Here is a 25,476-nt window from a genome sequence, read left to right as displayed (position 1 = left end):
ACCGACCCCAAGGTGCTCAGCACCCAGGATTGCCTTGTCGCCACGATGATCGCCGTCTCGGCGTCCGACGCGAATATCCGGACCGCCGAACTGATGAAGATCCAGGCCGCCGTCAATCACCTGCCGATCTTTGCCGACTATGACATCGACGGCATGAAGCGCATGTCCGAACTGGTCTTCGAACTGTTCGAACAGGAGGACGGGCTGGACGCCCTGTTCGGCCTGATCCGCGCCAACCTGCCCGAGCGGCTCTATGAAACGGCCTATGCCCTGGCCTGCGACGTGGCCGCTGCCGATGGCACTCTGGCCGAGACGGAGCTGCGCCTGCTCGAAGAAATCCGCTATGAGCTGAACATCGACCGCCTGCACGCGGCGGCGATCGAACGCGGCGCGCGCGCGCGGCACATGACCTGAGGCCCCGGTCCCTCAGCTTGCATCGAAAACCGTGCCCCAGCGACGAATGAACCGCTGTTGCAGCCCGCGCGCCCGCCGCAGCCAGAGGCGGACGCCTTTCGGCACCTCGCCGTCATCCGGGTCGATCCGCGCGCGCGCCTCCAGATCCGCCGACAGGATCGCAAAGGCCAGTTCCGCCCCGCCCACCGTGGTCACGAACCCGGCCAGGCCCGAGACGAAATTCAGCGTTCCGGTCTTTGCCTTCACGGTGAGCGGGCTGTCCTTGATCCGCCGCCCGCGGTCATCGCGGACATGGATCTCTTTCAGCAGCGGCGTCAATTCGCCCCGCTGCCGCGCCGCCAGCAGCACGCGCAGAAGATCGCGCACCGTCGCCCGCGATTCTCCCGACAGCCCGGAATGATCCGCCATTCGCACCGTCGCGGCACCGTAACGGGTCGCGACCCAGCGGTTCATCTCGTCCGCCGAATCCCGCAGTGACCCGGGCACCGCCCCACGCGCGGCGGTCGCGGTCAGGCCGACCATTTCCGCCGTCAGATTGTTGGAATATTTCAGCATTCCGCGCAGAATCTCGCGCAACGACTCGCTGTCATGCTTGACCAGCAGCCGCACGCCCGGCGGCAGATCACGGATCACCTCGGCCGGCTCCAGCACAATCCCCTGCGACCGCGCAAGCGTGGCGAACACGTCACCGGCATAGAGCGCGGGCTTGCGCACCGGCAACCAGCGCGCGCCCCCCTTTCCCAGCGCGGCACGGGCCACGGTCCAGTTCTCGGCCCGCTCGGCTTCGGAATAGGTATAGACCGGCGCCTTGCGATCCACGACCGCCATGCGCGCCATCTGGACGTCGGGGCGAAACCGCGCGGTGCGCGCATCCATCGTCACATTGTAATCCGCGCCGTAATCCGCGCCCTCGCGCTTCCACTCGAAATGCACGCGGTTGTAGTTCAGCGCGATGCCCGATACCGCCGGGCTGTAACCCAGTTGCGGCGGCTGCGACGGGTCGATGCTGCGAATGAAGGGCAGCGCGCCGTCATGCACCAGAAACCGCCCCCGCACCTCGCGCAGGCCCGTGGCCTTGAGCCCCGCCGCCATCTCGGCCAGCGCCTCGGTATCCAGCGTGGGATCGCCGCCCCCGGCCAGGATCAGATCGCCCTCCAGAATGCCGCCCTTGACCGGCCCCGCCGCCAGAAGCCGCGTGCGGAACCGGAACTCCGGGCCCAGCCGGTCCAGCGCATAGAGGGTCGTCAGGATCTTGCCCACGCTGGCGGGCGGCAGTGCGGTGTCTTCGTGATGACCTTCCAGAACGTCTCCGGTGGCCGCGTCTGCCACGACACAGGCCACATCGCCCGTCAGCCGCGACCGCGCGACCAAAGCCTCGATACTGTCCCGTGCCGCCTGCTGAACATCCCGGCCACCCCGGATCCGCGGCCTCGGCGACAGCTCCGGCGCGCCGGCCACGCCCGCACACGGCAACGTCAGAATGCCGCCCAGCGCGGCCAGAACGAAACGCCGCGTAAACCCCGCCTTCCTCATGCGGCCATCAAACTCCAGCCCGCCGGATCTTGCAACCCGGCCGCCGGCCGACATCGTCCGCATCCCATTTCCCGGCGGCACGGATCGCGGTCGAGCTTTCGGCCACCATCGGCACGTTGACGAAACACCAGGCCGGCGGCGTGGCCCGGCCCAGGAGATGGCTGGCCGTCGCGGCGATCCGGTATCGCCGGTAAACCCTCGCGGCCATCGACACGCGCGCCGAGATCCGCTGTCCCGGCCGCGCCAGCACGCCAACCGGCACGCTGTCCATGATGTCGCGCCAGTCCTTCCACAGATGCAGCTGCGCCAGGTTGTCGGCCCCCATCAGCCACACGAACCGCACCCCCGGATACCGCGCCCTGAGCGCGCGCAGCGTGTCCGCCGTGGCGCGCGTGCCCAGCCGTGCCTCGACATCCGTGATCTCCACCCGCGGATGGCGCATCACCGCCCGCGCCGCCGCCATCCGGCGCGCCAGTGGCGCCGGACCGTGCTCTTTCAACGGGTTACCGGGGCTCACCAGCCACCAGACCCGGTCCAGCCCGAACCGGCGCAGCGCCTCGCGCGTGATATGTGCGTGGCCCTCGTGCGGCGGATCGAACGACCCGCCGAGAAGCCCGATCACCTGTCCCGGCAAGGCAAGGGGAAACTGATTCTTCATCCTCTGGACACGCTCCGGCAGCCACGGCATTTCTGCGGGAATAGCGTCTGCGGGGCGACTGCGCCACCACTTGCTCCGACGCGCACAAGCCACTAGTTACCGCGCAAACCGCAATTCCATCACCCCAAGGACCGCAGCCAATGGCCTCTTACCAATACGTCTATCACATGCACGGGGTCTCCAAGACCTATCCGGGCGGCAAGAAATGCTTTGAAAACATCAACCTCAGCTTTCTTCCGGGCGTCAAGATCGGCGTCGTCGGCGTCAACGGCGCCGGCAAGTCCACTCTCTTGCGGATCATGGCCGGGATCGACACCGAATTCTCGGGCGAGGCCTGGGCCGCCGAAGGCGCCCGCGTCGGCTATCTGCCGCAGGAGCCCGAACTCGACCCCGACCTGAACGTGCGCGGCAACGTGATGGAGGGCGTCAAGGCCAAGAAGGCCAAGCTCGACCGCTTCAACGAACTGGCCATGAACTACTCGGACGAAACCGCCGAGGAAATGGCCCAGCTTCAGGACGAGATCGACGCCGAAGGGCTGTGGGATCTGGACGCGCAGATTGACGTGGCGATGGAGGCCCTGCGCTGCCCGCCGGATGATGCGATGCCGGATCAGCTTTCGGGCGGCGAGAAGCGGCGGGTGGCGCTGTGCAAGCTGCTGCTGGAACAGCCCGACATGCTGCTGCTGGACGAGCCGACCAACCACCTGGACGCGGAAACCATCGCCTGGCTGCAACAGCACCTGATCGACTACAAGGGCACCTGCCTGATCGTCACCCACGACCGTTACTTCCTGGATGACATCACCGGTTGGATCCTCGAACTCGACCGTGGCCGCGGCATCCCCTACGAAGGCAACTATTCGGCCTGGCTGGAACAGAAGGCCAAACGCCTGGAACAGGAGGCGCGCGAGGACAAGAGCCGCCAGAAGACATTGGCGCGCGAGCTCGAATGGATCCGCGCCGGCACCAAGGCGCGCCAGTCCAAGCAGAAGGCCCGGATCGAACGGTTCAACGAACTGGCCGGCCAGTCCGAGCGCGAAAAGATCACCCGCGCCCAGATTGTGATCCCGCGCGGGCCGCGTCTGGGCTCCAAGGTGATCGAGGTGAACGGCCTGTCCAAGCATGTGGGCGACAAGCAGCTGATCGAGGATCTGTCCTTCAGCCTGCCGCCGGGCGGCATCGTCGGCGTGATCGGCCCCAACGGCGCGGGCAAGACCACTCTGTTTCGCATGCTGACCGGGCAGGAGGCGCCCGATACCGGCACGATCGAATACGGCGACACGGTACAGCTGGCCTATGTGGACCAAACCCGCGACGCGCTGGACCCCGACAAGACGGTCTGGGAAGAAATCTCGGGCGGGGCCGAGATCATTGACTTGGGCGACGCGCAGGTGAACAGCCGCGCCTATTGCTCGTCCTTCAACTTCCGCGGCGGCGACCAGCAGAAGAAGGTCGGCCTGCTCTCGGGCGGCGAGCGCAACCGGGTGCACATGGCCAAGCTGCTGAAATCGGGCGGCAACGTGCTGCTGCTGGACGAGCCGACCAACGACCTGGACGTCGAGACGCTCCGCGCGCTCGAGGACGCGCTGGTCGATTTCGCCGGCTGCGCGGTGGTCATCAGCCACGACCGGTTCTTCCTCGACCGGATCTGCACGCATATTCTTGCCTTCGAAGGCGATGCGCATGTGGAATGGTTCGAAGGCAACTTCGCCGATTACGAGGAAGACAAGAAACGCCGCCTCGGTCCCGATGCGCTGGAACCCAAGCGAATGAAATACAAGAAGTTCGCGCGGTAACGGGCCGATGACGACCGGGCGGCGCCGCGCGCCGTCAGGCAGGGAACCGCCCGGTTTCATCGCGTCAGTTACATTCCATTTCCACAATATGTCCTTTCCTGCATACTTCACCCCGCGGCACCCCGCCGCGGGAATGGGAGGAGAAGCATGACCGGCAGAACGCTTTCGGGCCTTGTTGCCATCGCCGCCATGACGGCAACCGCCGCCACGGCGGATATCTACATCCGCAACGGTGAAGAGCAGGTGGAGGTTTCCGAAAGGGGCGGCCTGCTCTACTGCACCCGCCTGTCGGACGGCTACGAGATGTGCAACGGCATGAAAAAGGCGGACGATGGCTCCTGGCGCGGCAAGAAGATGAAACACCCCGACATGCCGCGCTGGATGAGCTTCAACGGCACCGTCACCTTCAGCGAGCGCGGGCTCAGGATCAAAGGGTGCACTCTGGGCATCTGCGACAGCGAAACCTGGAGCCGCCAGAACTAGCCCGAATTGCAACGAACGGCCCGGTCAGTCGGGCCGTCGCTCTCAGGCCTGCACCCAGCCCACGATCTGCGGCTCGCGCATCGCGCCCGACTGGCGTTTTGCCTCGCGCCCGCCCTTGAACTCGATCATGGTGGGAATCCCGCGAATCCCGTATTTCGCGCCCGAGGCCGGGTAGTCCTCGGTATTCAGTTTCACCAGCCGCGCCTTGCCCTTGAGCGTCTGCGCGGCCTTGGCAAATTCCGGCGCCATCATCCTGCACGGCCCGCACCACGGCGCCCAGAAATCGACCACCAGCGGCACCTCGTCAGTGCGCGCGGCCTTTTCCATCGTCGCCAGATCCACCTCGACCGCCTTGCCCGGCATCAGCGGCGCGCCGCAGGTGCCGCATTTGGGGTTGGCGTCCAGCTTTTCCTCGGGCACCCGGTTCACCTGGCCGCAATCCAGACAGGTCACTTTCTTCCCAGCCATTTCAGCTTTCCTTGCGAAAAACACATTCGATTTCCGATATAGGACGAAAGAACCCGTCCGCAACGGGACATTTCCGCCGCGTCAGCGAAATTGGTCCTTGTGTTTCCCGGCCGAATACACCATCTGTCCTCTTGCTACCGTTATCTTGTCGACCAAACTGTCTCCCTTACGGCGTTCAGTCTCTCGATTCAGACCAACGACGCCGGGCTGTCGCACTTCCGCGGACAGCAATTTCTAAAGGAGACCACGGATATGGCCAACGGCACCGTGAAATGGTTCAACACCACCAAAGGTTATGGCTTCATCGCACCCGAAGGCGGGAGCCGCGACGTTTTCGTCCACATTTCTGAAGTCGAGCGCTCCGGCCTGACCGGCCTGGCCGACAACCAGAAAGTGACCTTCGACATCCAGTCGGGCCGCGACGGCCGCGAAAACGCGACCAATATCGCGCTGGCCTGACGGCGCGCCGGCCTGTCAACGGGTCGGATGATTTGCGACGAGGCGCACTGCGCCTCGTCTTTTTTTTCGGCAATGTTTTTTCGGCAATGCCCGATTCATTCCGGTTTCGTCGCACTTTCACACCGCAAAGCCCCTGCCCGAGCGGTCAGCGCGAACGCGCGCGTTCGACCAGTTCCAGAACCTTCGGCCCCATTGCCCCGACGATCCGCGCCACGCCTTCGGCATTGGGATGGATCGCATCGGGCTGCAAATAGGCCAGCACGGCGGCGGGATCGCTGCCCTGAGGCGCGATACCGGCCAGAAAGTTCGGAAAGAACAGCGTGCCATGCGCCTCGGCCAGTTCGGGATAGATCGCATCAAAGGCGCGCTTGTAATCCTCGCCATAATTGCCAGGGGCCTTCATGCCGACCAGCAGCACCGGCACGCCCGCCGCCTCGGCCGCCGCCAGTATCGCCTCGAGATTTGCTCGCGTGGCTGCGGGATCGATCCCGCGCAACAGGTCGTTGCCGCCCAGGGCCACGATCAGCCCGTCCACCTCGGGCGTAAGCGTCCAGCCGATCCGCGCGGCCCCGCCCGCAGTCGTGTCGCCGGACACGCCAGCATTGGTCACCTCGACCTCGGCCCCATGCGCCCGCAACCAGGCTTGCAACCGCGGCACGAAGCCTTCGCCCTGCGGCAACCCATAACCCTGCGTCAGACTGTCGCCCAACGCGGCGATCGTCACGGGCCCTGCCGCAACGTCAACGCCGATCAGACAGAATGCCAGCGCCGCCAGCACCTTGCGCAATCCGTTCACCACTCCATATCCCCAATAATGCCAGTTTCGGACCGAGGGCCCATGACCGACCCCGTGATCTCACTCAAAGATGCGTGCTTGTCGCTGGAAGGCAATGCCGGGCGCGTGGAAATCCTGCATTCCATCACGCTGACCGTGAACCGCGGGGAAACGCTGGGCCTCGTCGGCCCGTCGGGGTCGGGCAAGTCCTCGCTGTTGATGCTGATGGGCGGGCTGGAACAGGCCACCGGCGGGTCGGTCACGGTTCTGGGCCGCGACCTGACCGCAATGGACGAAGACGCGCTGGCCCGGTTCCGGCGCGATCACATGGGCGTCGTGTTCCAGTCCTTTCACCTGATCCCCACCATGACGGCGCTGGAAAACGTGGCCACGCCGCTGGAACTGGCGGGGGCGCGCGACGCCTTTGCCCGCGCCGGGGCCGAGCTTGAAACCGTCGGCCTCTCGCACAGGGCAAACCATTACCCCGCCCAGCTTTCGGGCGGCGAACAGCAACGGGTCGCGCTGGCGCGTGCCTCGGTCATGCGCCCCGAAATCCTGCTCGCGGACGAGCCCACCGGCAATCTCGATACGGCCAACGGCGCGGCCATCATCGACCTGCTGCTGGGTCTGCGTGACCGCCACGGCGCGACGCTGGTGCTGGTTACCCATTCCGACGATCTGGCCGCCCGCTGCGACCGCGTGGTGCGGCTGCGCGACGGTCGCGTCGCCCTGTCCGACACGCGCGAGGCCGCCGAATGAGCCTGCGCACGGCCGCCCGGTTGGCCCGGCGCGAACTGCGCGGCGGGCTCAGGGGGTTCCGCATCTTTCTGGCCTGTCTGGCGCTCGGCGTGGCGGCGATCGCGGCGGTCGGGTCGGTGCGCTCGGCAATCGAAGCCGGGTTGTCCCGCGAAGGCGCGGCGCTGCTGGGCGGCGATGCCGAAATGCGATTCACCTATCGTTTTGCCGACGACGCAGAGCGGGAATGGATGGACCGGCACGCCGAGCGCGTTTCCGAAGTGGTCGATTTCCGGTCGATGGCTGTCGCGGACCGGGGCGGCGAAACCGAACGCGCCCTGACCCAGGTCAAGTCCGTTGACGGCGCCTATCCCCTGACCGGAAGGATCGTGCTGGAGCCCGACATGCCCTTGGCCGAGGCGCTTAAGGGGCGCGACGGTCTGCCCGGCGGCGTGATGGAGCGCGTTCTGATGGACCGGCTGGGCCTGACCCCCGGCGACCGGTTCCGCTTGGGCACGCAGGACTTCGTCCTGATGGCGGCCCTGACCCATGAGCCCGACGCGGCCGCCGGCGGCTTCGGCCTCGGGCCGCGCACCATCGTGGCCACCGACGCCCTGCGCGGCTCGGGGCTGCTGGCGCCGGGCACCCTGTTTTCCACCAAGTATCGGCTGGATCTGCCCGCCGGGGTGGATCTGGCCGGCACGGCGGCCGAGGCCAAGGCGGCCTTCACCTCGACCGGCATGCGCTGGACCGACGCCCGCAACGGCGCGCCCGGCGTGGCGCAATTCGTCGAACGGCTCGGCGCGTTTTTGATCCTTGTCGGCCTGTCGGGGCTGGCGGTGGGCGGTGTCGGCGTGTCGTCTGCCGTGCGCGCCTATCTGGCGGACAAGACCGGCGTCATCGCCACCCTGCGCACGCTTGGCGCCGACCGGGCGACCGTGTTCCAGACCTATTTTCTGCAGATCGGCGCGCTGTCGGCGCTGGGCATCGTCATCGGCCTTGTGCTTGGCGGCGCAATTCCGGTGCTTCTCGGCCCCGTGATCGAAGCCCGCCTTCCGGTTCCGGCCGTATTTGCCTTCTATCCCCGGCCATTGACCGAAGCCGCGCTCTACGGGCTGCTCACGGCCTTTGTCTTTACCCTCTGGCCGCTGGCGCGCACCGACGAGGTCCGCGCCGCCACTCTGTTCCGCGACGCGCTGGACACCGCCAGACGCCTGCCCGCGCCGCGTTACCTGATTGCCACGGGCGCCGGCCTGGCCGTTCTGATCGCGCTGGCCGCGTGGTTCAGCGGCTCGACCCGGCTCACGCTCTGGACCGCCGCCGGCATCACGGGCGCGCTGCTGATGCTGTGGATGGCGGCCGCGCTGGTCAGAACCCTAGCGCGCCGGGGCGCAACCGCCGCCCGCGGCCGGCCCGCCCTGCGCTGGGCGCTTGCGGCAATCGCAGGGCCACGCGAAGGCGCCACCTCCGTCGTGCTGTCCCTGGGGCTCGGCCTGTCGGTTCTCTCGGCGGTGGGCCAGATCGACGGCAACCTGCGGCAGGCGATCTCCGGCAACCTGCCCGAGGTCGCGCCCTCCTATTTCTTCGTCGATATCCAGAAGAACCAGATGACCGGCTTCCTCGCGCGGCTCGACAACGACCCGGCGGTTCACCGTGTGGATACCGCACCCATGCTGCGCGGCGTCATCACCGAAATCAACGGCCGCTCCGCGCGCGAGGTCGCCGGCGATCACTGGGTCGTGCGCGGTGATCGCGGCATCACCTATGCCGAAACCCTGCCCGGCAACACGCGCCTGACCGCCGGCCACTGGTGGCCCCAGGGCTACACCGGCCCGCCCCAGGTCAGCTTTGCCCGCGAAGAGGCCGAGGAAATGGGCCTGAACCTTGGCGACACGATCACGATCAACATCCTGGGCCGCGATATCACCGCCACCATCACCAGCTTTCGCGAGGTCGATTTCTCGACCGCTGGCATGGGTTTCGTCCTGACCCTGAACCCCGCGGCCGTCGCCGGAGCGCCGCACAGTTTCATCGCCACCGTCTATGCCGACGAACAGGCCGAAGCCGCAATCCTGCGCGACCTGGCCAACCGGTTCCCCAACATCACCGCGATTCGCGTCCGGGACGCGATCGCGCGCGTGTCGGACATCCTCGACGGCATCGCGGCGGCGACCTCCTGGGGGGCGGCGGTCTCGCTTCTGACGGGCTTTCTGGTGCTGATCGGCGCGGCGGCGGCCGGTGTCTCGGCCCGCACCTACGAAGCCGCGATCCTGAAAACGCTGGGTGCCAGCCGGCGCAGCATCCTGACCAGCTTTGCGCTCAGATCCGCGCTGCTGGGAACCGCCGCGGGGCTGGTGGCGCTTGCCGCCGGACTCGCCGCCGCCTGGGCAGTTTCGACCCGCGTTCTGGAAACCGGTTTCACGGTGATATGGCCTTCGGCGCTGGCCATCGTCGCAGGCGGCGCGCTGGCCACGCTTCTGGCCGGGCTCGCCTTTGCCTGGCGCCCCCTCGCGTCCCGTCCCGCCGGGATCCTCAAATCGCGCGAATGATCGTCAGCGGACGCATTCCACGGGTGAAAGGATCCGCATCAGATCCCAGTTCTCGCAGACCAGCGAATCCAGCGTGATGTCGTCCAGAGAGGCAAAGAACGCCTGTGCCGCATCGGTCAGCGCGACCCGCAGCCGGCAGGCCTCCTTCAACGGGCAGGTATTGTCCGAATCCGCAAAGCACTCGGCCAGCGGCAGTCCACCCTCGATGTGACGGAACACCTCGCCGATCCGGATCTCCGTTGCCGGCCGCCCCAGCGTCATGCCCCCGTTCCGGCCCCGCTGCGTGTGAAGAAATCCCAGTTGCCCCAGCTGGTTGATCACCTGCGCCAGATGGTTTTCCGAAACGTTGCAGCACTCGGCAATTTCGGATTTGGTCACCAGACGGTCGCTGTTCGCGGCGCAATACATCAGCAGCCGAATCGCGATATTGGTTCGTTTCGTGATACGCAAGGCTCCCTCCCGCTTTGCGAATGTGCGCCGGTTATTGCACGACACCTAAAAAAACGGTTTGACATACATCAATATCGCACCCTCTGCAGCGAGTCCGACCATGCCCGAGCCTTGTTTCTTCGGATACGGCAGCCTGGTGAACCGTGCGACGCACGACTTCCCGGCACTCAGACCCGCGCGGTTGAAGGGCTGGCGCCGGGCTTGGCGCCACACCGACCTGCGCCCGGTCGCCTTCCTCACGGCAATCCCGGACCCGGACGCGGAAATCGAGGGCATGATCGCCCATGTGCCCGGTGATGACTGGGCGGCGCTGGATCAACGGGAATGGGCCTATGACCGCATCATTGTCACCGATGCCGTCACGCATCCCCTGCGAACCGACGTCGAAATCGCCGTCTATGCCGTGCCGGAAGAGCGCCACCACGCCCCGCAGGACCGCCACCCCATCCTGCTCAGCTATATCGACGTGGTTGTGCAGGGGTTCCTGCGGGAATACGGCCCGGACGGCGCCGAGCGATTCTTTGCCACCACCGACGGCTGGGACAGCCCCGTGCTGAACGACCGCGCCCGCCCCCGTTACCCCCGACACCAGACCCTGTCCCCGACCGACATCGCCTTCGTGGATACCCACCTCCACGAACTCGGCGTCAGGATCCTGCAGCCGGACTGACCACTCGGGCTTCTTTCTGGTCGCAAATACCCCCGCCGGAGGCACCGCCCGTCCCGCCAAGGGGCGGGACGGGCTCGGAAAACGCGACCCGCGCCAGCGGCGCGGGTCTCCGCCCCAATCCGGCTAGCCCCGAGCACGGACCTTCTGCAGCAGCGGCATCAGCTGCCCCATGTCCGGGCCTTGATCCAAGCCCGTCAATGCCTTGCGCAACGGCATGAACAGCGCTTTGCCCTTGCGCCCGGTGGCTGCCTTCACCGCCGCGGTCCACTCCCGCCAGGTGTTCTCGTCAAAGGGTCCCTCGGGCAACAACTTCATCGCTTCTGCGACAAAGGCGCGGTCTTCCTCGTCGATTACCGGATCCGCGCCGTCCCGGCACAGCGCCCACCACTTTTCCAGATCCTTCAGCGTGGTGATGTTGTCCCGCGCGACCAGCCAGAACCGTTCGGCCAGCTCCTCGGGAACCGCCAGTTCCGCGATCTCGTCCCTGACCGCCTCGAAGGGCAGCCCCTGCAGGTAATGCGCCGTCAGCGGAAAGAGATCGTTCACGTCGAACTTGGTCGGCGCCGCGCCAAAGCGCGAAATGTCGAAGCCCTCGATCAGCTCGGCCATGTCCGTCCGCAGCTCCACCGGATCGGCCGACCCCAACCGCGCCATCAGGCTCAGCAGCGCCATTGGCTGCACGCCCTGTTCGCGCAGGTCGCGCAAGGCCAGCGTCCCCAACCGTTTCGACAGGGCCTCGCCCTGCGGGCCGGTCAGCAGCGAATGATGCGCGAAACGCGGCGGTCTGTGGCCCAGCGCCTCGAAGATCTGGATCTGGGTCGCGGTGTTGGTCACATGGTCGGCGCCGCGCACGATGTCGGTCACGCCCATCTCGGCGTCGTCCACGACCGAAGCCAGCGTATAGAGCACTTGCCCGTCCGCCCGGATCAGGACCGGGTCGGACACGCTGGCCGCGTCGATGGACACATGGCCCAGGATCCCGTCTTCCCACTCGATCCTTTCATGGTTCAGCTTGAACCGCCAGACCCCGTTGCCCCGCTCGGCCCGGAGCTTTTCCCTTTCCTCGTCGGTCAGGTTCAGCGCCGCTCGGTCATAGACCGGGGGGCGGCCCATGTTGAGCTGCTTCTTGCGCTTCAGGTCCAGCTCGGTGGGCGTCTCGAAGGCCTCGTAGAACCGTCCCATCTCGCGCAGCCGGTCCGCTGCCTCGGCATAGCGGTCCAGCCGCTGCGACTGCCGCTCGATGCGGTCCCAGGTCAGGCCCAGCCATTCCAGGTCTTCCTTGATCGCGTCGACGTATTCTTCCTTCGACCGCTCGGGGTCGGTGTCGTCGATTCGCAGGATGAAAGTGCCGCCGGCCTTGCGCGCGATCAGCCAGTTCATCAGCGCGGTGCGCAGATTGCCGACATGGATGTAGCCGGTGGGCGAAGGGGCGAAACGGGTAACGGTCATCGGGTTTCTCCTGTTCGCGCGCGCTTTGTCACACGGGCGCGTCTTTGTCCAGCGCGCGCACGGGAACGCGCCTTGCGGCGCGTGCCTGCGGCGCGGGTATTTGCGACCAGAAAGAAGCAGATGGGCATGGCCCTCTCACGGAAACGTGATCCCCGGCGGCAGGGCCTGTCGTGAAGCCGTACTCTCCTGAACGAAATCGAGGAAAAAGGAGCTTGGTGTCATGTACTGCAAACCCACCGGTGTGTCCCGACGGACCCTTCTGGCCGGCGCCGCGACCTTGCCGGTTGCCGTGACTGCGACTGCGGCCCGCGCAGAATGCCATGACGACATGTCAGCCGTCCCGGTGACGCGCAAGTTTCGGCTGGGCGCGTTCAACCTGACCACGCTGCTGGACGCGAGCTTTCCCCGCGACGAAGCCAAGGGCATCTTCGGCGGCAATGTGAGCGACGAAGAATTCGCCCGGGTTTCCGAAGAAAACTTCATTCCTGCCGACAAGGCGCAGTTCTACTTCACTCCGACACTGGTGGACACTGGTGCGCAGAAGATCCTGTTCGACACCGGTCTGGGCAAGGGCGGGATCGGGACCGCGCTGGCCCGAGCCGGCCATTCTGCGGCCGATATCGACCTGGTGGTGATTACCCACATGCATCCGGATCACATCGGCGGGTTGATGAGCGACGGCGCCCCGGTCTTCCCGAATGCCACCTACATGACCGCCGCGCGGGAATACGATTTCTGGAGCAGGATGGCGCCGGGCAACCGGGTCGGCGATCTGGTGGCCAAGAACGTCACGCCGTTGGCGGAAAGGATGACCTTTCTCGACGACGGCGCCACCGTTGCGCCGGGCATCACTGCGATGGCGGCCTTCGGCCACACGCCGGGTCACATGGCCTTCCACCTCGAGAGCGGCAACGAGCGGCTGGTTCTGACGGCCGATCCTGCAAACCACTACGTCTGGAGCTTTGCCCATCCCGACTGGGAGGTGAAATTCGACATGGACAAGGCGGCGGCCACCGCGTCACGCCGCAAGGTTCTTGGCATGCTGGCCGCCGAACGCGTGCCGATGATCGGCTACCACATGCCCTTCCCCGCCGCCGGTTTCGTGGAAACCCGCGGCGACGGGTTCCGCTTTGTTCCGGTCAGCTACCAGTTGATGGGCTGAGGGCCTTCCCGATCCTGCGCCGGTTTGCCACGGACCGCGCCGGTCAGTTGAGGCGCGACCACAGGGCCGCCAGAAGCCCGCGCGGCCGGAGGCCCTCGGACTCCGCATCTGCGGCATGCTTCTGCTCCGCGCGACGGCGCGCCTCGGCCGCGAAAATATCGTCGGGCAAGAGCTCCTCCTGCTCGCGAATAATGCGGCGAATGTTGGAAATGGTTTCGTCGATCTCGACTTGGGCCGGTTTCGGCTGCAATTCGGTGATCTTCTTTCCTTCAGCGCTGACGCGCGTCGCCCAATCGGCCATGGCGGGACTCCTTGAACTCAAACAAATCACTTTTCCCGGCGCGATCTTGTCTCGCTTTCCCGATCCGGGGGGCCTGCTCGTGGCGAAGATGGCCAGATCGTGACAATCACCTCTCTTCGCCGCCATCAAGTCGTCATATTCCAGCCTTGTTCGGCGAAATGCGGGCAAAATTGTGGCAAAATTGTGAGAAATGCCCAATTGCCGCCATGTTTCGCAACGCCGGTTGAGGGGTCTGGAAATTCGGGACCGGGCGCGCGATATCCGACATCATGCAGGACACCTCCGCCGCCCATCTCGCAGAAATTGCTCGGCGAACGGTATCGGAATTTCCCGAGCCGTTCCGCGCCCATGCGGCAGAGGTTGCGCTGCGGGTCGTGGACTACCCCAGCGACGAGATGCTGCGCGATCTCGGCATCGACGACCCGCTGGAGCTCACCGGACTTTACGAAGGCACGCCGCTGACGATGAAGTCGGTCTGGGACGTGCCGCAGCAGCCGGACGTGGTATGGCTGTTCCGGGAACCGATTCTGGCGGAATGGCGGGACCGGGGCGACGTCGCGCTGGACGATCTGGTCGCCCATGTCACGGTGCACGAATTCGCCCACCATTTCGGATGGTCCGACGACGACATCGCCGAAATCGACCGCTGGTGGGAGTGACGCCGCCAATCAGCCCGGATCGCGCCAGCGGTTGACGATGGGATAGCGCCGGTCCAGCCAGAAGGCGCGTGGCGTCAGCCGGGCGCCGGGGGCGGACTGAAAGCGTTTGTATTCGCTGATGTAGATCAGGTTCTCCACCCGCTTGGCGGTGTCCCGGTCGAACCCGGCCGCCACGCAGTCGGCGATCGACCCGTCCTTGTCCACGAGAATTTCCAGGATCGCGTCGAGCACCTCGTAGGGTGGCAGGCTGTCCTCGTCCTTCTGGTCGGGGCGCAACTCGGCGCTGGGGGGCTTTTCGATCACGCGCGGCGGGATCACCTCGCCCGCCGGCCCCTTCATCCAGTCGCGGTGATTGGCGTTGCGCCAGCGGCAGGTCTGGAACACCCGCGTCTTGTAGAGATCCTTGATCGGGTTGTAGCCGCCGGCCATGTCGCCATAGATCGTGGCATAGCCCACCGCGACCTCGGACTTGTTGCCAGTGGTCAGCAGCATCTCCCCGAACTTGTTGGAGATCGCCATCAGCAGCAGGCCGCGCAGGCGGGACTGGATGTTTTCCTCGGTGATGTCGGGCGCCGTCCCCTCGAACAGCGGGGCCAGCACCTCGGTCACCGCCGCGCGGGGTTTCGAGATCGGAACGTAGTCGTAACGGCAGCCCAGCGCGCGGGCCACGGCCTCGGCATCCTCCAGAGATTCCCGGCTGGTGTATTCCGAAGGCAGCATCACGCAGCGCACGTTTTCCGCGCCCAGCGCGTCGGTGGCGATGGTCGCCACCAGCGCCGAGTCGATCCCGCCCGACAGCCCCAGCAACACCTTCGAGAACCCCGTCTTGCGCAGATAGTCGCGCAGGGCGACGACCATCACGCGATAGTCCTGCTCCCAGGCGTCGGGGTGGTGGTGGCGCGCGCCTTCGGCGATGCGCCAGCCGTCATCGGTCCGCATCAGGTCCACATGGGTCACGGCCTCGTCGAACAGCGGCATCTCGAAGGCCAGCGCACCGCCGGGGTTCAGCCCGAAAGTGCCACCGTCGAAGACCTGGTCATCCTGCCCGCCGACCATGTTCAGATAGATCAGCGGCAGGCCGGTTTCGACCACGCGGGCCACCATGTGGTTGATCCGAACGTCATATTTGTCGCGGTAGTAGGGCGACCCGTTGGGCACCAGCAGGAATTCCGCCCCCGTCTCGGCCAGGGTCTCGGCCACGTCCTCGAACCAGGCGTCCTCGCAGATCGGGCTGCCGATGCGCACGCCGTTCACCACATAGGGCCCCGTGACCGGCCCCGAACTGTAAAGGCGCTCTTCGTCGAACACGGTGTCGTTGGGCAGGTGATGCTTGAGCACGCGGGAGGTGATCTGGCCGCCCTGCATGACGTAATAGGCGTTGTAGAGGTCCACGCCTTCCAGCGCCGGCCCGCCGATCGCCAGAGCCGGCCCGTCGGCGCAGTCGCGCGCCAACTCTTCCAGCGCGGCGATTGCGGCCTGGTGAAAGGCGGGCTTCAGGATCAGATCCTGCGTGTTGTAGCCGGTGATGAACATCTCGGGGAAGGCCACCAGATCCGCCCCGGCCGCCCGGCCCCGTTCCCACGCCTCGCGGGCCTTGGCTGCGTTGCCTGCGATGTCGCCCACGGTGGGGTTCAGCTGCGCCAGTGTCAGGCGGAAACGATCGGCCATGATGCCCTCTTGCCCTCTTGTCCCGCCCCGCATTTACCAGATCGTGCCCGAAGGAAAAGGGACTTGCGGCAAAAGGCGTTGCCCCTTTTCGTCCGCTCGCCTAACGTCTAGGGGTTCCGCGAAAGGGCAAGGCCAACAGGGATGGCAGGAAGTCGCATGACCACAACGGGCAAGGCATTCGCATTCGTCATCGGCGGCGCGCTGGCCGGCGCGGCCATGGCGCAGGACGGTCAGGTGCTGACCACGCAGGACGAGATCGGCGGCGTCTACGAAGGCACCTTCAAGGACGGGCTGCAGCACGGCCACGGCACCTATCGGCTGCCGAACGGTTACGAATACAGCGGCGAATGGGTGATGGGCGAAATCCGCGGCAAAGGCGTCGCGCGGTTCCCCAACGGCTCGGTCTATGAAGGCGAGTTCGCCAAAGGCAAGCCGCACGGCGTGGGCAAGATCACCTTTGCCGATGGCGGCACCTACGAGGGCGAATGGAAAGACGGCGTGATCGAAGGCCAGGGCATCGCCGTCTACGCCAACGGCTATCGCTACGAAGGCGGCTTTCACAACGCCAAGCATCACGGATTCGGCGTGCTGCAAACCCCGAACGGCTATGAATATCGCGGCGACTGGGTGAACGGCGAAAAGGAAGGCCAAGCCCGAATCTCCTACCCCGACGGATCGGTCTACGAAGGCCAGGTCAAGGCCGGCAAGCGCCACGGCCAGGGCAAGCTGACCCTGCCCGACGGGCTGATCTACGAAGGCGAATGGAAAGACGGCCAGATCGACGGCAAGGGGAAGCTGACCCAGCCCAACGGCGACGTTTACGAAGGCGATTTCGTCGCCGGCCGGCGCGAGGGATACGGCCGCGTCACCTATGCCAACGGCGACGTTTACGAAGGCCAGTTCAAGGACGACCGCCGCCACGGCCAGGGCACCTTTGTCGGCGCGGACGGCTACATCTACGAAGGCTCGTGGGTCGCCGGCCAGATCGAGGGCCAGGGCCGCGTCACCTATCCCGACGGTTCAGTCTACGAAGGCCAGTTCCGCGCCGACCTGCCCGACGGCAAGGGCAAGATCACCTATGCCGACGGCTCGACCTACGAAGGTGACTGGGTGGCCGGAGTGATCGAGGGCGAAGGCGTCGCCACCTACCCCAACGGGATCGTCTACAAGGGCCACTTCAAGAACGCCAAGAACGACGGCTACGGCGTGATGACCTATGCCGACGGCTATCGCTACGAAGGCGAATGGAAGGACGGCAAACGCCACGGACAGGGCAAGGCGACCTATGCCGACGGCTCGGTCTATACCGGCCAGTTCGTCAACGGCCAGCGCCACGGGCAGGGCGAAATCGTGATGCCCGACGGCTTCCGCTACAAGGGCGAATGGCAGAACGGCGAGATCACCGGATACGGCGTGGCCACCTATGCCAATGGCGACGTCTACGAAGGCCAGTTCGTCAACGGCAAGCGTCAGGGGACCGGCACCATGCGCTATGCCACGGGGCAGGAGGCATCCGGCACCTGGGAGAACGGCGCGCTGAAGAACTGAGCCGCGATCCGGCGATTTTCCGTCTTTGCATTCCGCCGCGCCGTCCCTATAACGGATTCCATGACGACCCACGCGCATATCCCTGCCCCGACCGCCGCCCGCGGCGTGGCTCTGCGCGGCCTACTGCTCCTAGTCCGCCTCTGAGCGTGCCCCTTGGCGCGCCCGCTCAGAGGATGACGCCTGCGCGCCAGTTGGCTTGGGAACAGACACGAAAGATACCGACATGACCAATTCCACCGAACAAGATCGCGTGCTGATCTTCGATACCACCTTGCGCGACGGCGAACAGAGCCCCGGCGCGACCATGACCCACGAGGACAAGCTGGAAATCGCCGCGCTGCTGGACGAGATGGGCGTGGACATCATCGAAGCCGGCTTTCCCATCGCCTCCGAAGGCGACTTCCTCGCCGTCTCCGAGATCGCGAAGAACGCGAAGAACGCGGTGATCTGCGGGCTGGCGCGCTCCGCCTTCGGCGATATCGATCGCGCGGCCGAGGCGCTGAAACACGCCCCCCGCTGGCGCATCCACACCTTCATCTCCACCTCGCCGCTGCATATGAAATACAAGCTGCAGATGGAGCCCGAGCAGGTGATCGAGGCGATCGCGGCCTCTGTATCCCACGCCCGCAACCTGACCGATGACGTGCAGTGGAGCCCCGAGGACGGCACCCGCACGGAACCCGACTTTCTCTGCCGGGCGGTGGAAACCGCGATCAAGGCGGGCGCGACCACGATCAACATCCCCGACACGGTCGGCTATACCGCGCCCAAGGAAAGCGCGCGCATTATCGCCATGCTGAAGGAGCGCGTGCCGGGGATTGACGACGTGGTGATCTCGACCCATTGCCACAACGATCTCGGCATGGCGGTGGCCAACGCGCTCGCCGCGGTCGAGGCGGGCGCGCGTCAAATCGAATGCACCATCAACGGTCTTGGCGAACGCGCCGGCAACGCCGCGCTTGAAGAGGTCGTGATGGCGATGAAGGTGCGCAACGACATCCTGCCCTACCGCACCGGCATCGACACGACGAAGATCATGCGCGCCAGCCGCATGGTTTCCACCGCCACGGGCTTTCCGGTGCAATACAACAAGGCCGTGGTCGGCAAGAACGCCTTTGCCCATGAAAGCGGCATCCATCAGGACGGGATGCTGAAACATGCCGGCACCTACGAGATCATGCGCCCCGAGGACGTGGGCCTCACCGAATCCAACCTGGTGATGGGCAAGCATTCGGGCCGCGCCGCGCTGCGCGACAAGCTGCGTCAGCTGGGCTACGAGGTGGGCGACAACCAGCTCAAGGACATCTTCGTCCGCTTCAAGGAACTCGCCGACCGCAAGAAGGAAGTCTATGACGACGACATCATCGCGCTGGTGGGCGCCACCGCCGACGGCAGCGCCGACAAGCTCGAACTGGTCTCGCTCAAGGTGATCTGCGGCACCGGCGGCCCGGCCGAGGCGACGCTCGAGATGGAGGTGGACGGCAAGGAGGCGATCGCCACCGAACATGGCGACGGCCCCGTGGACGCCACCTTCAAGGCCGTGCGCGCGATCTATCCCAACAACGCCCGGCTGCAGCTCTACCAGGTGCATGCCGTGACCGAAGGCACCGATGCCCAGGCCACGGTCAGCGTCCGGCTGGAAGAGGACGGCTTCATCGCCACCGGCCAGTCGGCGGATACCGACACCGTGGTCGCCAGCGCGCGCGCCTATATCAACGCGCTGAACCGGCTCGCGCTGCGCCAGCAGAAATCGCGCCCCGGCGCCGAAGGCTCAGCCGCCTGACGGCAGGCCCCCCAGGGCGCGCGCCCGGCCCCTGCTTCTTTCTGGTGGCAAATACCCCCGCCGGAGGCAATGCCCGCCCCGCCCACGGGGCGGGCTCAAGAGGCGCGGCGGGCCGCAAGGCCCGCCTCCGCTGGATCATCCCTCGCCACACCCTGCGCCCCGGCGGATTCACGCGCAACCCGCCGATTCCGCCCTTCCACCCATCGCGCGGGCCGCATATAAGATGAACGCCACCGGCACGGGGAGTCGCGGGCGCCACCGGCAATTCTTGGGCAGTTTCAACGGGATCACGCGCGTATGTCGTTTTTCGGAAATCTTGGCGGTCTGTTCGCCGCGGACATGGCGATCGACCTGGGCACGGCGAACACGCTGGTCTATGTCAAGGGGCGCGGGATCATCCTGTCCGAACCCTCCGTCGTCGCCTATCACGTCAAGGACGGCGCCAAGAAGGTGCTGGCCGTGGGCGAGGACGCCAAGCTGATGCTGGGGCGCACCCCCGGCAGTATCGAGGCAATCCGGCCGATGCGCGAAGGCGTGATCGCCGATTTCGATACTGCCGAGGAGATGATCAAGCACTTCATCCGCAAGGTGCACAAACGCTCCACCTTCTCCAAGCCCAAGATCATCGTCTGCGTCCCCCACGGCGCCACCCCGGTCGAGAAACGCGCGATCCGCCAGTCCGTGCTTTCGGCCGGCGCGCGCAAGGCGGGGCTGATCCCCGAACCCATCGCCGCCGCGATCGGCGCCGGCATGCCGATCACCGATCCCACCGGCAACATGGTGGTGGATATCGGCGGCGGCACCACCGAGGTCGCCGTGCTCAGCCTCGGCGACATCGTCTATGCCCGCTCGATCCGGGTGGGCGGCGACCGCATGGACGAGGCGATCATTTCCTACCTGCGCCGCCAGCAGAACCTGCTGATCGGCGAGTCGACCGCCGAGCGCATCAAGACCTCGATCGGCACTGCGCGCATGCCCGATGACGGGCGCGGCCAGTCGATGCACATCCGCGGCCGCGATCTGCTGAACGGCGTGCCCAAGGAGATCGAGATCAGCCAGGCCCAGGTCGCCGAAGCACTCAGCGAACCGGTCCAGCAGATCTGCGAGGCGGTGATGACCGCGCTGGAAACCACGCCGCCGGATCTGGCCGCCGACATCGTGGACCGGGGCGTGATGCTCACGGGGGGCGGCGCGCTTCTGGGCGATCTGGACCTTGCCCTGCGGGAACAGACCGGTCTGGCGGTGTCGATCGCCGACGAAAGCCTCAATTGCGTGGCGCTGGGCACCGGCAAGGCGCTGGAATACGAAAAGCAGCTGCGCCACGCGATTGACTACGACAGCTAGGCCGCGCACCCTGAGCGCGCGCGGCTTAAGCCATATCGCGATAGACGCCGGAAGGAGCGCCTTGGCCAGGGACCGTTCACAGCGCGACGAATATACCACCCCGCTGCGACGCCTGCTGATCGGGATTCTGGTGCTGTGCCTTCTGGGCCTGTTCATCCTCTGGCGGATCGACAGCCCGCGCGTGGAACGGTTCCGCGCCCAGGTGATCGACCGGGTCGTTCCGCCGATGGACTGGGCCATGGCGCCGGTTACGGGATTCATCAATCTCGTGCGCGATTTCGAAAGCTACCGGCGGCTGGCCGAACAGAACCGCGAATTGCGGCGCGAACTGCGCAAAATGCAGTCGTGGAAGGAGGCGGCGCTGCAACTGGAGCAGGAAAACGCGCGGCTTCTGGATCTCAACAAGGTGCGGCTCGACCCGCGACTGACCTATATCACCGGCGTCGTGCTGGCCGACAGCGGCTCTCCGTTCCGGCAATCGGTGCTGCTGAATGTGGGCGCGCGCGACGGCGTGGTGGACGGCTGGGCGGCGATGGACGGGATCGGGCTGGTGGGGCGCATCTCGGGCACCGGGCGGACCACCTCGCGCGTGCTGCTGGTCACGGATGCGGCCAGTTCGGTTCCGGCAATCATCCAGCCGTCGGGACAGGCAGCACTCGTCACCGGCGACAACACTTCGGCGCCGCTGCTCGACTTTCTCGAAAACCCCGACCTCGTGCGCCCCGGCGACCGTGTCGTCAGTTCCGGCGACGGCGACGTGTTCCCGCCGGGGCTGCTGATCGGGCATGTCGCGCTGGACCGCAACGGTCGCCTGCGCGTGCGGCTCGCCGCGGATCTGGAACGGCTCGAATACCTGCGCGTGCTGCGTCATCACGGCACCGAAACGATCCGCGACCCCGGCGGCATCGTCGCGCCCGCCCGCGTGCCGCGGCAAGAGGTGCGTCCCGATGGCTGAACTGTCGCCGACCCGCCTGATCCTGATGCGCGGCCTCTATGTCGTGCTGGCGCTGGCGCTGATCTTCCTGCACCTGCTGCCGCTGGACACCGCGCCCCGCCGCTGGGCCGGGCCGGATCTTCTGGTCGCGCTGACCTTCGCCTGGGTGATGCTGCGCCCGGATCATGTTCCCGTCCTGAGTGTCGCGGTGGTGATGCTGCTGGCGGATCTGGTGTTCCAGAGGCCCCCGGGGCTGATGGCCGCACTGGTGCTTCTCGGGGTCGAATATCTGCGAAACAGGGCCGTGACCCATCGCGGCGCCGGCTTTGCGCGCGAATGGGTGACGGTGGCGCTGGTCATGGCCGCGCTTTTCGCGGCAGACCGGGTGGCCCTGACGGTTCTGAACGTGCCGCGGGCGCAACTTGGCCTGGGCATGATGAGAACCGGGCTGACGATCGCGATCTACCCCTTCGTCGTGCTGTTCTGCCGGACCGTTCTGGGCCTGCGCCGCCCGCAACCGGGCGAGACCATCGCAACGGGGACGCGCCGATGAAACGTAATCCGAAGGAACTGGATGCCCTTTATCGCCGCACCGGCCGCCGGGCCCTGCTCGTGGGCGGCCTGCAGCTGGCCTTTGCCGGCGGGCTGGCGCTTCGGATGCGCTATCTCCAGGTCGAAGAGGCCGACAAGTATCGGCTGCTGGCCGAGGAAAACCGGATCAACATACGCCTGCTGCCGCCCGCACGGGGCCGCATTTTCGACCGCAACGGCACGATCCTGGCCGAGAATACGCCCAGCTATCGCGTCGTGATCGTGCGCGAGGATGCCGGCGACGTCGCGCAGGTGGTGGCCGATCTGGGGCGGCTGATCGAACTTGATCCGCAAGAGCTGGAGGATGCGCTCGAGGAACTCGAACGCAGCGCCCCGTTCCTGCCGGTGACGCTGGCCGACCGGGTCAGCTGGAAGGACATCTCGCGCGTGGCCGTCAACGCGCCCGCCCTGCCGGGTATCACGCCGCAGGTCGGCTTGACCCGGCATTACCCCCGAGGCGCGAGCTTTGCCCATGTGGTGGGCTATGTCGGGCCGGTCAGCGACTATGACCTGTCGCGGATCGAGGATCCCGACCCGCTGTTGCGCATCCCGCGGTTCCAGATTGGCAAGACCGGCGTCGAGGCCAAGCGCGAAAGCCTGCTGCGCGGCAAGGCCGGCGCGCGGCGGGTCGAAGTGAACGCCGCGGGACGCATCATGCGCGAACTGGACCGGCGCGAAGGCGAACCCGGCGCGGATCTGCAACTGACCGTGGACGCGGATCTTCAGGAATACGTCCATGCCCGCCTGCAGGGGCAGAGCGCCGCCGCCGTGGTGATCGACTGCGAAAACGGCGATCTTCGGGCGATCGCATCGACGCCCAGTTTCGACCCCAACCTCTTTGTGCGCGGCATATCGGTCGCGGATTACCGCGCCCTGCTGGAGGATCCCTATCGCCCGCTGGCGGCCAAGGCGGTGCAGGACACCTATCCGCCGGGCTCGACCTTCAAGATGGTCACTGCGCTGGCGGCGCTGGAAAATGCCGCCACCACGCCCGAGGACACGGTCTATTGCCCCGGCTTTCTGGAAGTAGCCAACCGGCGCTTTCACTGCTGGAAACGCGGCGGACACGGCCATACCGACCTGCTGAAGTCGCTCGAGCAAAGCTGCGACGTCTATTACTATGACGTGGCGCTGCGCGTCGGCATCGACCGGATCGCCGAGATGGCGCGCAAGCTGGGCCTGGGCGAGCGGTTCGACCTGCCGATGTCGGCGGTCTCCGGTGGGCTTGCGCCCACCCGCGAATGGAAGGCCGAACGCTATGGCAAGGACTGGCTGATCGGCGACACCGCAAACAGCGCCATCGGACAGGGCTATGTGCTGGCGTCCCCGCTGCAACTGGCGGTGATGACGGCGCGGATCGCCACCGGTCGCTCCGTGACGCCCCGGCTCATCAGGTCGATCAACGGCGTCGAGCAGCCCACGGGAACGGGCGTGTCCCTTGGCCTGAACGAAAACAACCTGCGCCAGGTGCGGCGCGGCATGTTCGCAGTGTCCAACAACCGGCGCGGGACGGCCTTTCGCAGCCGCATCGCGGAAAAGGAACTGCGCATGGCCGGCAAGACCGGCACCAGCCAGGTGCGCAACATCACCGCCGCCGAACGCGCCGCCGGCGTGACCCGCAACGAAGATCTGCCCTGGGAGCGGCGCGACCACGCCCTGTTCGTCTGCTTTGCCCCCTTCGACGCGCCGAAATACGCGGTGGCGGTGGTGGTGGAACATGGCGGCGGCGGATCCAGGGCCGCCGCGCCGCCGGCGCGCGACATCGTGCTTTACGCGCTCTACGACGGGATGCCGCCGCTCGAGGCCTATCCCGAAGCAGAACGCAGCCGGGTCAAGGCCCAGCAGGAACGCATCCGCCGCGAACAGCGCCGCCGCGCCACCGTCAGGGGCGACCGGGCATGAGCTATCTGGAATACAGGGTCCAGTCCGTTCCCACCGGCTGGCGCAAGATCCTTCATCTCAACTGGCCGCTGGTGGTGCTTCTGATGGGCGTCGCGGCGTTCGGCTTCCTGATGCTCTATTCCGTCGCGGGCGGGTCTTTCCGCCCTTGGGCCGAACCGCAGATCAAGCGTTTCGTGCTGGGCCTGTTCGTGATGTTTTCGATCGCCATGGTCCCGATCTGGTTCTGGCGCAACGTCTCGGCGGTCGCCTATCTCGGCTCGCTGGCGCTTCTGGTGGCGGTGGAACTGTTCGGCTCTGTCGGCATGGGGGCGCAGCGCTGGATCGACTTGGGCTTCCTCCGCCTTCAGCCGTCGGAACTGACCAAGATCACGATGGTGATGATGCTGGCGGCCTATTACGACTGGCTCCCGGCCGAACGGATATCGCGACCGCTGTGGGTTCTCGTGCCGCTCGTCATCATTCTGCTGCCGACCTATCTTGTGCTGCGCCAGCCCGACCTCGGCACCGCGATCCTGCTCATGACAGCGGGCGGAGGCGTGATGTTCCTCGCCGGCGTCCACTGGGGCTATTTCGCCGCCGTGATCGCCGCGGTGGTCGGGCTGGTCGCGGCGGTGTTCGAAAGCCGCGGCACCAGCTGGCAGTTGCTCAAAGACTACCAGTATCGCCGGATCGACACCTTTCTGGATCCGTCGAGCGATCCGCTCGGCGCGGGCTATCACATCACCCAGTCCAAGATCGCGCTGGGTTCGGGCGGCTGGGCGGGCCGCGGCTTCATGCAGGGCACCCAGACGCGGCTGAACTTTCTGCCCGAGAAACACACCGACTTCATCTTCACCACCCTGGCCGAGGAATTCGGTTTCGTCGGCGGCGCCTCGCTTCTGGCGCTCTACACGCTCATCATCATCGCCTGCATCGTCACCGCACTGGGCACGCGGGACAGGTTTTCCTCGCTGAACACGCTGGGCATCGCGATCACCTTCTTCCTGTTCTTCGGCGTCAACATGTCGATGGTAATGGGACTCGCCCCCGTGGTCGGGGTGCCGCTGCCACTGGTCAGCTACGGCGGCTCGGCCATGCTGGTGCTGATGGCCGCCTTCGGGCTGGTGCAAAGCGCCCATGTCCACCGCCCAAGGCAAAAGTAGGAA

24 protein-coding genes are annotated in these 25,476 nt (G+C 66.2%); 16 read left to right on the top strand and 8 right to left on the bottom strand.

The window, feature by feature from the left end; translation table 11 throughout:
• The first annotated feature begins 45 nt into the window (after positions 1-45).
• Positions 46-414, top strand: coding sequence for a tellurite resistance TerB family protein (locus C4S70_RS00990; protein ID WP_104006241.1), 369 nt, complete (start codon positions 46-48; stop codon positions 412-414).
• A 12-nt stretch (positions 415-426) separates the two neighbouring features.
• On the opposite strand, the gene dacB is transcribed toward C4S70_RS00990, so the two are convergent.
• Positions 427-1,947 carry a D-alanyl-D-alanine carboxypeptidase/D-alanyl-D-alanine endopeptidase gene (gene dacB, locus C4S70_RS00985; protein ID WP_104006646.1) on the bottom strand — a complete coding sequence of 507 codons (1,521 nt, stop codon included), beginning with the start codon at positions 1,945-1,947 and terminating at the stop codon, positions 427-429.
• A gap of 7 nt (positions 1,948-1,954) precedes the next feature.
• On the bottom strand, positions 1,955-2,605 hold the full coding sequence (locus tag C4S70_RS00980) for a nicotinate-nucleotide adenylyltransferase (protein ID WP_104006240.1): 651 nt from the start codon (positions 2,603-2,605) through the stop codon (positions 1,955-1,957).
• Between the two features lie 140 nt (positions 2,606-2,745).
• Here C4S70_RS00980 and ettA point away from each other — a divergent pair, with 140 nt between their 5' ends.
• Positions 2,746-4,401 carry an energy-dependent translational throttle protein EttA gene (gene ettA, locus C4S70_RS00975; RefSeq protein WP_104006239.1) on the top strand — a complete coding sequence of 552 codons (1,656 nt, stop codon included), beginning with the start codon at positions 2,746-2,748 and terminating at the stop codon, positions 4,399-4,401.
• Positions 4,402-4,548: 147 nt separating this feature from the next.
• Positions 4,549-4,884: a DUF2147 domain-containing protein gene (locus tag C4S70_RS00970; RefSeq protein WP_104006238.1), complete on the top strand. Its 336-nt coding sequence runs from the start codon at positions 4,549-4,551 to the stop codon at positions 4,882-4,884.
• 42 nt (positions 4,885-4,926) lie between these two features.
• On the opposite strand, the gene trxC is transcribed toward C4S70_RS00970, so the two are convergent.
• Complete coding sequence (trxC, locus tag C4S70_RS00965) at positions 4,927-5,352, bottom strand: thioredoxin TrxC (RefSeq protein WP_104006237.1); 426 nt, start codon at positions 5,350-5,352, stop codon at positions 4,927-4,929.
• Between the two features lie 252 nt (positions 5,353-5,604).
• On the opposite strand from trxC, the gene C4S70_RS00960 reads away from it, so the two are divergent.
• Positions 5,605-5,811 (top strand): cold-shock protein, encoded by a 207-nt coding sequence (locus C4S70_RS00960; RefSeq protein WP_104006236.1) that lies wholly within the window; start codon positions 5,605-5,607, stop codon positions 5,809-5,811.
• Positions 5,812-5,956: 145 nt separating this feature from the next.
• Here C4S70_RS00960 and C4S70_RS00955 read toward each other — a convergent pair whose 3' ends face one another.
• Positions 5,957-6,598, bottom strand: a complete 642-nt coding sequence (locus tag C4S70_RS00955) for an arylesterase (RefSeq protein ID WP_235003663.1) — start codon at positions 6,596-6,598, stop codon at positions 5,957-5,959.
• A 51-nt stretch (positions 6,599-6,649) separates the two neighbouring features.
• On the opposite strand from C4S70_RS00955, the gene C4S70_RS00950 reads away from it, so the two are divergent.
• A complete protein-coding gene (locus C4S70_RS00950) occupies positions 6,650-7,345 on the top strand; it encodes an ABC transporter ATP-binding protein (RefSeq protein WP_104006234.1) in 696 nt (231 codons plus the stop codon).
• Positions 7,342-9,870: an ABC transporter permease gene (locus C4S70_RS00945; RefSeq protein ID WP_104006233.1), complete on the top strand. Its 2,529-nt coding sequence runs from the start codon at positions 7,342-7,344 to the stop codon at positions 9,868-9,870. The genes C4S70_RS00950 and C4S70_RS00945 overlap by 4 nt, the downstream gene beginning before the upstream one ends.
• 3 nt (positions 9,871-9,873) lie before the next feature.
• Here the strand turns inward: C4S70_RS00945 and C4S70_RS00940 are convergent, their stop codons facing one another.
• A complete protein-coding gene (locus C4S70_RS00940) occupies positions 9,874-10,320 on the bottom strand; it encodes an RrF2 family transcriptional regulator (protein ID WP_104006232.1) in 447 nt (148 codons plus the stop codon).
• 100 nt (positions 10,321-10,420) lie between these two features.
• On the opposite strand from C4S70_RS00940, the gene C4S70_RS00935 reads away from it, so the two are divergent.
• Positions 10,421-10,990: a gamma-glutamylcyclotransferase family protein gene (locus tag C4S70_RS00935; protein ID WP_104006231.1), complete on the top strand. Its 570-nt coding sequence runs from the start codon at positions 10,421-10,423 to the stop codon at positions 10,988-10,990.
• Between the two features lie 123 nt (positions 10,991-11,113).
• On the opposite strand, the gene gltX is transcribed toward C4S70_RS00935, so the two are convergent.
• Positions 11,114-12,439, bottom strand: coding sequence for a glutamate--tRNA ligase (gltX, locus tag C4S70_RS00930; protein ID WP_104006230.1), 1,326 nt, complete (start codon positions 12,437-12,439; stop codon positions 11,114-11,116).
• 220 nt (positions 12,440-12,659) lie between these two features.
• On the opposite strand from gltX, the gene C4S70_RS00925 reads away from it, so the two are divergent.
• Positions 12,660-13,601 carry an MBL fold metallo-hydrolase gene (locus C4S70_RS00925; RefSeq protein WP_104006229.1) on the top strand — a complete coding sequence of 314 codons (942 nt, stop codon included), beginning with the start codon at positions 12,660-12,662 and terminating at the stop codon, positions 13,599-13,601.
• 43 nt (positions 13,602-13,644) lie between these two features.
• On the opposite strand, the gene C4S70_RS00920 is transcribed toward C4S70_RS00925, so the two are convergent.
• A complete protein-coding gene (locus C4S70_RS00920; RefSeq protein ID WP_104006228.1) occupies positions 13,645-13,902 on the bottom strand; it encodes a hypothetical protein in 258 nt (85 codons plus the stop codon).
• A 269-nt stretch (positions 13,903-14,171) separates the two neighbouring features.
• Between C4S70_RS00920 and C4S70_RS00915 the strand changes: the two genes are divergently transcribed.
• Positions 14,172-14,561 (top strand): metallopeptidase family protein, encoded by a 390-nt coding sequence (locus tag C4S70_RS00915; protein WP_104006227.1) that lies wholly within the window; start codon positions 14,172-14,174, stop codon positions 14,559-14,561.
• A gap of 9 nt (positions 14,562-14,570) precedes the next feature.
• On the opposite strand, the gene C4S70_RS00910 is transcribed toward C4S70_RS00915, so the two are convergent.
• Positions 14,571-16,229, bottom strand: a complete 1,659-nt coding sequence (locus tag C4S70_RS00910; RefSeq protein ID WP_104006226.1) for an NAD+ synthase — start codon at positions 16,227-16,229, stop codon at positions 14,571-14,573.
• Positions 16,230-16,385: 156 nt separating this feature from the next.
• Here C4S70_RS00910 and C4S70_RS00905 point away from each other — a divergent pair, with 156 nt between their 5' ends.
• The 7 genes from C4S70_RS00905 to rodA all read left to right on the top strand — a co-directional run bounded on the left by C4S70_RS00905 (position 16,386) and on the right by rodA (position 25,473).
• Positions 16,386-17,777, top strand: coding sequence for an MORN repeat-containing protein (locus C4S70_RS00905; RefSeq protein WP_104006225.1), 1,392 nt, complete (start codon positions 16,386-16,388; stop codon positions 17,775-17,777).
• A 223-nt stretch (positions 17,778-18,000) separates the two neighbouring features.
• Positions 18,001-19,560 carry a 2-isopropylmalate synthase gene (locus tag C4S70_RS00900; RefSeq protein WP_104006224.1) on the top strand — a complete coding sequence of 520 codons (1,560 nt, stop codon included), beginning with the start codon at positions 18,001-18,003 and terminating at the stop codon, positions 19,558-19,560.
• 297 nt (positions 19,561-19,857) lie between these two features.
• Positions 19,858-20,904, top strand: a complete 1,047-nt coding sequence (locus tag C4S70_RS00895; protein WP_104006223.1) for a rod shape-determining protein — start codon at positions 19,858-19,860, stop codon at positions 20,902-20,904.
• A gap of 61 nt (positions 20,905-20,965) precedes the next feature.
• A complete protein-coding gene (mreC, locus tag C4S70_RS00890; protein WP_104006222.1) occupies positions 20,966-21,859 on the top strand; it encodes a rod shape-determining protein MreC in 894 nt (297 codons plus the stop codon).
• Positions 21,852-22,391, top strand: a complete 540-nt coding sequence (locus C4S70_RS00885; RefSeq protein WP_104006221.1) for a rod shape-determining protein MreD — start codon at positions 21,852-21,854, stop codon at positions 22,389-22,391. Before mreC ends, C4S70_RS00885 begins: the two co-directional genes overlap by 8 nt.
• Positions 22,388-24,331, top strand: coding sequence for a penicillin-binding protein 2 (gene mrdA, locus C4S70_RS00880; protein WP_104006220.1), 1,944 nt, complete (start codon positions 22,388-22,390; stop codon positions 24,329-24,331). The genes C4S70_RS00885 and mrdA overlap by 4 nt, the downstream gene beginning before the upstream one ends.
• The gene (gene rodA / locus C4S70_RS00875) at positions 24,328-25,473 is read left to right on the top strand and encodes a rod shape-determining protein RodA (RefSeq protein ID WP_104006219.1); all 1,146 of its coding nucleotides are present in this window, start codon (positions 24,328-24,330) and stop codon (positions 25,471-25,473) included. Before mrdA ends, rodA begins: the two co-directional genes overlap by 4 nt.
• Positions 25,474-25,476: the final 3 nt, after the last annotated feature.

It is taken from the genome of Jhaorihella thermophila (assembly GCF_900108275.1).
GTDB classification, from domain to species: Bacteria; Pseudomonadota; Alphaproteobacteria; order Rhodobacterales; family Rhodobacteraceae; genus Jhaorihella; species Jhaorihella thermophila.
Note: the sequence above shows the minus strand (reverse complement) of the source record. Positions and strands in the feature narration are given on the sequence as shown.